At 69.9% G+C, this 6,995-nt stretch carries 3 protein-coding genes, 1 tRNA gene and 1 pseudogene; 2 read left to right on the forward strand and 3 right to left on the reverse strand.

Going from position 1 to position 6,995, the window contains the following annotated elements; genetic code table 11:
* Nucleotides 1-86 precede the first annotated feature (86 nt).
* The 3 genes from GUY61_RS31955 to GUY61_RS31965 form a co-directional block, all read right to left on the reverse strand.
* A complete protein-coding gene (locus tag GUY61_RS31955; protein ID WP_166633799.1) occupies nt 87-2,039 on the reverse strand; it encodes a kelch motif-containing protein in 1,953 nt (650 codons plus the stop codon).
* Nucleotides 2,036-4,129 carry a glycosyltransferase family 2 protein gene (locus GUY61_RS31960; protein WP_243766907.1) on the reverse strand — a complete coding sequence of 698 codons (2,094 nt, stop codon included), beginning with the start codon at nt 4,127-4,129 and terminating at the stop codon, nt 2,036-2,038. The genes GUY61_RS31955 and GUY61_RS31960 overlap by 4 nt, the downstream gene beginning before the upstream one ends.
* A 554-nt stretch (nt 4,130-4,683) precedes the next feature.
* Nucleotides 4,684-4,757, reverse strand: a tRNA-Lys gene (locus GUY61_RS31965).
* 762 nt (nt 4,758-5,519) lie between these two features.
* On the opposite strand from GUY61_RS31965, the gene GUY61_RS39365 reads away from it, so the two are divergent.
* Entirely contained in the window at nt 5,520-6,719 is a 1,200-nt protein-coding gene (locus GUY61_RS39365; protein WP_313896968.1) for a peptidoglycan-binding protein, read from the forward strand.
* Nucleotides 6,716-6,995: pseudogene (locus tag GUY61_RS39370) on the forward strand (hypothetical protein); the annotation flags it as partial. The gene GUY61_RS39365 and the pseudogene GUY61_RS39370, both read left to right, overlap by 4 nt.

Raw genomic sequence — 6,995 nt, forward strand, 5'->3', positions numbered from 1 at the left:
CCCGGTTCTCACCGGGGCCGCCCCTCCTTCGACGTCCATCGCCCTGTGCGGCCGTAACGGGGACGGGGACGGGGACGGTGCGACGGTCAGGGCACTTCCACCCACACCGCCTTCGACGGCGTTCCCTTGTCGTCCGTGACGAACAGCATGTACCAGCCGGACGGCACCAGGTTCCGGTTCTGGGGCACCGTCACCTCGATCTCGCCGTCGCCGGTCTTCTTCAGGTCCACGTCGATCGACCGCTGGTCGACGTCGGTGACATGGGTGGTGGCGCTGGGCCGGATCAGCCGCGCGGTCTTCAGCGAGGCCGCGTCCTTCGAGGTGAAGGTGGCGGATTCGCCGCGCCCGACGGACATGGTCTCGTCGGCGCCGGCCAGTTCGGGCCGGTGCTTCTCGCCCTCGCCGTACAGGTAGGGCGGAGTGTAGATCTCGATGCGCTGGTCGAAGGTGCCCGGCTTGGTGTTGGCCTCGTCGGCGTAGAGCGAGTCCGAGCCGAAGATCATGAGCCGGCCGTCGGGCAGCAGGATCGATCCCGAGTGGTAGTTGCGGCCCACCAGCGGGTCGGCGACGCGGCGCAGGCTGTTGCTCTCGGTGTCGTAGATCCGCGCCTGGAGGATGTTGGAGCCGCCGCGGCCCCGGTAGTCGTTGGATCCGCCGGTGATGAGCACGGTGTCGTCGGGCAGGATCGAGGACTGCGGGTAGCGGGTTCCCTCGGACAGCTCCGGGCCGTCCGTGAACTCCGGCGCGTCGTCCTTGAGGTCCACGATCCGGGTCTTCTTGCTGGAGTCCCGCGACTCGCCGACGCCACCGCCGCCGATCACCATGAACTTCTGGTCCTGGGCGGGCGGCAGCATGACCGTGCCCGCGGTCTCCAGCAGCTTCGGGTCGCTCATGCCGGGGATCTTCTTGAACCTGTTGGTCTCGAAGTCCCACAGGCCCGGGTCACGGCCGACGTCGTCGGGGCCGTATCCGGCGTTGGCACCCGAGTAGAAGTACTTGCCGTTCGGCAGCAGGAAGACCGCCGGGTACGTCGGGAACTGCCGGATCTTCTCGGCGTACTCCCAGGACTTGGTCTCGGGGTCGTACACCTCGTTCTTGCCGGGCACCAGCTGCCCGATCTCGTCGAGGCCGGACATGCTGAGCACCTTGCCGTCGGACATGGTGGTCAGCGTCGGGTACCAGCGGGCCTCGTTCATCGGGTCGACCTTGATGTACTTCTCGGCGACCGGGTCGAACTCGAAGGCGTCCTTGATGCCCTGGAAGTCCTTCTTGTCCAGGGCGAGCTTCTGTGCGATGCCGTAGACGTTGCGCGTGTCGGAGCCCTTCAGGCCCTGCACCCGGTAATTGTCCTCGGTGCCCGTCTCGTACTCGGCGCCGGACTTCTCCGCCTCGACGTAGATACGGCCGAGCCCCGCCTCCGTGCGCAGGAAGGCGCCGGTCTTCTTGTCGAAGATCTTCTTCGCCGGGTCGACCAGGACCGGGTCCTTGGAGACGAATGTCTTGCCGTTCTCCTTGCCGGTGAACCGGGTGCCCGCGGGAAGCGTGATCGGCTTGTCGGGGTCCTCGTTGTGGACGATCATCAGGCCGCCGGCCTTGGTGACGTCGCCCTTGAGCTTCTCGTAGCGCTTGGTGCCGCCCGCGACGAGCAGATTGCCGTTGCCCAGCTGGGTGTGGCCGGAGCAGAACAGGTCCTTGGGCGTATGGATCTTCTTGAAGGTGTTGTCGGCCGGATTCCAGAGCACCGAGGTGAACTTCTTGGCGTTGAAGTTCTTCTGGTTGTTCCCGGAGCCGGCGACCAGCAGCACCTTCCCGGTGTGCAGCAGTGCGCCGTGAATGGTGTTGAGGCGGAACTCCTCGGGTATGTCGAGGAGCTCCCACTTGCCGTTCTCGGCCTTGTACTCGGGCTGGTTGATCTTGTACGCGTGGTACTGCGCGGACCCGAAGCGGTACATGGCCGGCGCGTTCATGCCCGCGAGCGCCAGCACCACCACCGCGCCTATCGTGAGGCGCTTGGTGCGACGGCTCGGACGGTACTTCATTTCTTACGTCCCCCAAGGGCGATCTGCACGGTCTGATCGGCGTCCGCGTTCGCGGCCCAGCCCGGATTCGGCTGCGGGGCGTGCCCCGGGGCCTGGCCCTGGGCGTAACCCTGTCCCTGGCCGTAACCCTGTCCCTGGCCGTAGGCGTGCTGGTGGCCGCCGGCCGCCGCGGACTCCTGTTCGGCGTATCCGGCCGCCGCTCCGGGGCCGTTCCCGGTCCCGGCTCCGGCTCCGGCCCCGGCTTCGGCGGGAGCGCCGCGGCGAGCGGCCCGGGCCGCCCTGCGCTTCTTCTTCTCCTGGCTCCAGGCGTGCCGCCACAGGAAGACGGGCGCCGCCGTGATCAGCATGGCCAGCACGGCCCAGGTGATCATCGCGGGGTGGCTGTGCCCGTTGAAGAAGGAGGCGACCATCGAGCCGCCGAAGACCAGGATGAAGAAGAGATGGATCCGGAAGGTGCCGAACAACGTGTCGGGGCTCGAGGACTCGCCCTTGGGCGTCACCACGAACTTGCTCTTGCGGCGCAGCACCGCGTCCATCAGCGAGCGGGCGTAGAGCGGGGCGGACATGGCGGACATCGCCATACCGGCCACACCGCCGGAGCCCTCCGGCTCGTGCGGGGAGACGTTGTGCCGGCGGTTCCAGACGTACAGGCCGATCTGCAGCGCGGAGGCGTTGCCGTACAGCATCATCCAGATCGCGGGGTCGATCTGCACACCCGAGGCGCCCATGCCCAGGAACAGCGCGCAGCTGAGCGCGGCCAGGATCCAGTTCAGCGCGGACATCGGGTAGAAGATGATCATCATCGTGTAGTTGAAGAGCTTGCCGGGAGGAAGCGTCCCGAAGCCCTTCCAGTACTGCTTGAGGATGGTCTCGTACGTTCCACGGGACCAGCGCAGCTGCTGGGTGAAGAAGTCGGTCCAGGCGGACGGTCCCTCACCGACGGCCAGCACGTCGGGGGTGTAGACCGAGCGCCACTTCCGGCCCGTCTGCGGGTTGCGGGCGCGGTGCATCTCGAAGCCCGTCGCCATGTCCTCGGTGATCGAGTCGTACAGGCCGCCGATCTGCTTGATCGCCTTGATCCGCACGGCGTTGCTCGTACCGACGAACATGGGGGCGCCGTAGGCATTGCCCGCGCGCTGGATCAGCGCGTGGAAGAGGAACTGCTGCGACTCGGCGGCCTTGGTGACGAAGGTGTCGTAGTTGCCGTACACCTGCGGGCCGATGACGAAGCCCACGTCGGGGTCGCGGAAGTAGCCCAGCATCCGCTCCAGGTAATTGGGCATCGGGACGTGGTCGGTGTCCACGGAGGCGAAGAAGTCGTACTCGTCGCCGTGCGCCTCCAGCCAGGCGTTGTAGTTGCCGTGCTTGGTCTTGGCGCGGTGCGGGCCCTTGGACTGGTTCCACTTGGCGACGCCCTTGCGGGAGAAGTGGTGCACGCCGAGCCTGGCGCACACCTCCTTGACCGCGGGGTCGTCGCCCTCGTCGAGCAGCCAGACGTGCATCAGGCCCCGGTGACGGATCTTCACCGCCGCCTCCAGGGTCTTCGTCACCATCTCCAGGGGCTCCTTGCCCGGCACGAAGGAGGTGAGGAAGGCGACCCGGGTGCCCGACTCCGGCACGACCGGTATCGGGTCACGGGCGACCAGCGTCGCATGCGCGTTGGACAGCACGTTCATCGTGCGGAAGAGCTCGATCAGGCCGATCGAGACCAGCATCACGATGTCGAGGACGAGGAGGGTGTCATTCTTGAGGTTGGGGTCGCGCTCGGTCCAGTGCTGCGGCTGCATCAGCCAGACGAACAGGCCCAGGGAGAGCAGCGGCGCGGCACCCAGCAGGAGGGCGGCACGGATGCGGTGCGGCTCCTGGGAGAGCAGCGAACGGTACTTGACCCTGTACGGCTTCGCAGGGTCGGGCTGGGTGAGGGGCCCGGCAAGCCGGCTGTAGTGCTCGTAGTCGTACTTGGGCAGTACCGGCTTCTTCGTACGCAGTCGCTGCGCCCCGGCCCGCAGTTGTGCGGGAATCCGCAGCTGAGTGGTCCGCGTTGGATCATCGCGGTCCGGTCGGGCGCCGTTAGGCGTCGACGAGGTCATGAGTCATCCCCCCGCACGCATGCTGGCTGGCTGCGTGGTGTCGGTTGCCTTCGCCGGTGACCAGGTCCCCCTCGACCGGGTTCCGTACGTATCAGTGGTAGACCACATTTCCATAGGACAGGAAGATGTGGTCTTCCGGTTGCATGATGCCCGCCCCTGTGTTTCCGATCACTACGGGGCCGCGCCCCGATGTTCCGGCAACCCTCCCCGGGCAGGCGGTCGCAACCGCCGGGCCAGCCAACTCCACGCACAATGCGCCCCATTGAAGTCGATGGCTCAGGGAAGTCAGGGTCCACGAACGCCCGTCATGATCGCAAGAGCGAAACAAGTACGTTACCGGACATACGTGCGGTTTGTGAGACCTGGTGGGTCCGCTGAAGTCCGGGCGCGCCGGTGCGCCCGGTGTGCCGGTGAATACGGGTGTCGTGGGTGCCGCGAGCCGCAGGTGTGCGGCGGCCCGTCTCGCGCCTGGCATGCACCCCTCCTCCCCGGGTGATTGCGTTCCGGATCGGACGAGGCCCCCTCGCCGTCGGTGAGGGGGCCTCGGTTGCGCGTGCGCCGCCAGGGACTCGAACCCCGGACCCGCTGATTAAGAGTCAGCTGCTCTAACCAACTGAGCTAGCGGCGCCTGCTGACCTGCAAGAGCTTACCCGATTCGGAGGAGTGCTCCGACACCCGCGCCGTGGGGCGTGGGTGTCGGAGCGTGCGGGCCGCGGGGTGGTGGTCGGGCCGCCCGGCGGGTCGGAGCGACATATCGGACCGTCAGTATGGGATATTTTCTGACAATTAGCGTAAAAAGTGCCCTGGATGTGGGGAGAGGAAGCTGATGACGCTGCCGGTCTTCGAGGAGTTCGAGCCCGCCGGCGACTGCGTGTGCCCAGGCTGCGTGCGCGTGCGGAGCGAGGCGCCGCACCGTGCGCCGCGCCGGGCCGGCGGCCATCCCGCCGCCCACAGGGCCCGGCGGGCACTCGTGCTGGCCGCCGCGGGGACGATACTCACGGGAGCCGGCACCCGGATCGCCGCCGCCGACACTCCCGGGCCGGCCCCGGCCCCGCACGCCACGGACACTCCAGGACCGGCGCGCGCGACCGGCATGCCCGCCGCGACCGGCACGGCCACCGGCACCGCCGCGGCCCCGGCCACCCCGGCCGCCGCGATCTCGGCCCGCAGGCCCGGGACCGCTGTGACACCGAGCCGCGCCGCGGCCGTGGCGGGGAGTCCGCCGGGTGCCAATGGCCCCGCGGGTGCGGCCGGACCCCGGGCCCGCACCGGGCCGGGTGCCCCGGCCGGTGCCGGCATCCCTGCGAGGGCTGCCGGTTCCGGCGCTCCCGGGTCCGCTGCCGGTTCCGGAACCTCCGGGTCGGCAGGTGGCCCCGGAGCCTCCCTGCCCGTGAGCGGCCAGGGAGCGCCGCGGCCCGGTGGGGGTACGTCCGGCGGCGCCGTGCCCTCCGGCACGGCCGGCGGTGTCACACGGCCCGGCGCCGTGCCCGGCGGGGCCGGAGTCCCCGGTACCGCGGTCCCGGACGGCACTCCGCAGGGGGAACAGGCGCCGCTCGGCGGGGCAGTCGTCCAAGGGGCTCCAGGCCGTCCATCGGCGCAAACGCCCCAGCCGATCACCCGGAAGCAGATCATCGCCCGCGCCGAGAGGTGGGTCACCGCCCGCGTCCCGTACAGCCTGACGTCGTACTGGACCGACGGTTACCGCCAGGACTGCTCCGGGTATGTCTCCATGGCCTGGGCCCTCGGCGGCAACGAGTGGACCGGCAGCCTCCCCGGCCACGCCGTGAGGATCACGCGTGAGGAACTGGCGCCCGGCGACATCCTCCTCTTCCACAACCCCGCGAATCCGACCACCGGGTCGCACGTCACCATCTTCGGGGGCTGGGCCGACGCGGCCCGCACCACGTACATGGCGTACGAGCAGACGAAGCCGCACGCGCGGCGGATCCTGACCCCGTACGCGTATACGAGCAACTCCGCGCGCTATGTGCCGTACCGCTACAAGGGCGTGGTGGCCGGTGTGGCGGGTGGCGCCCCCAGCCCGGTCGGCGCGACCGCGTTCCCGGGCGTGGGGCACTTCGGACCGGGCGCCGACAACGCGTACGTGGCGCTGCTCGGGGAGCTGCTGATGGAACAGGGAGGTGCCCGCTTCTACAGCCGGCCCCCCGGCAGCCGCTGGAGCGAGTCGCACCGGCTGGCCACGCAGGCGTTCCAGCGTGCACAGGGCTGGACCGGCCCTGCGGCGGACGGCCTTCCGGGCCCGGACACTTGGAGCCGCCTGATCAGCGGTCGGGGACGGAGCACCCCGGCCGCTGTGCGGACAGACCCGGACGTGCGGCCGGGAGCCGCCGCGCGGAACACGCCGCCGTTCCCGGGCCGCGAGGCCTTCCGCCCCGGCGGCGACGTCGAGCGGCTCGGCCGGCAACTGGTGAAGAAGGGCTACGGCAGGTACTACGCCAACGGCCCGGGCTCCCGCTGGAGCGAGGCCGACCGGCGGGCCGTCAGTGCCTTCCAGCGCGCCCAGGGCTGGCGGGGCGCCGCGGCGGACGGATACCCCGGGCCGGAGACCTGGCGGAGGCTCTTCGCGTGACGGACAACCTGCATGAAAAGGGCGCGACGCCCGACCGGACGGAGGCGACGATGACACCCGACCCCCATGAGCCCCGCCACGACCCGGAGCCCACCGGCCGTGCCGGACGCCGCGAGGTACTGGGGCGTTCCCCATTCCGCGCGGCCCCGGATCCGGCACTGGCTCCCGACCCGGCCCCGGCGGCCGATCCGGTATCCGGACCCGGACCCGGACTCGATCCGGTGCCGGGGCCGCTGACCGATGCGGCGGCGGGCGGGGCGGCGGGCGAGGCGACGG

Origin of the sequence: Streptomyces sp. GC420, assembly GCF_009916105.1 — a bacterium.
Classification (GTDB): domain Bacteria; phylum Actinomycetota; class Actinomycetes; order Streptomycetales; family Streptomycetaceae; genus Streptomyces.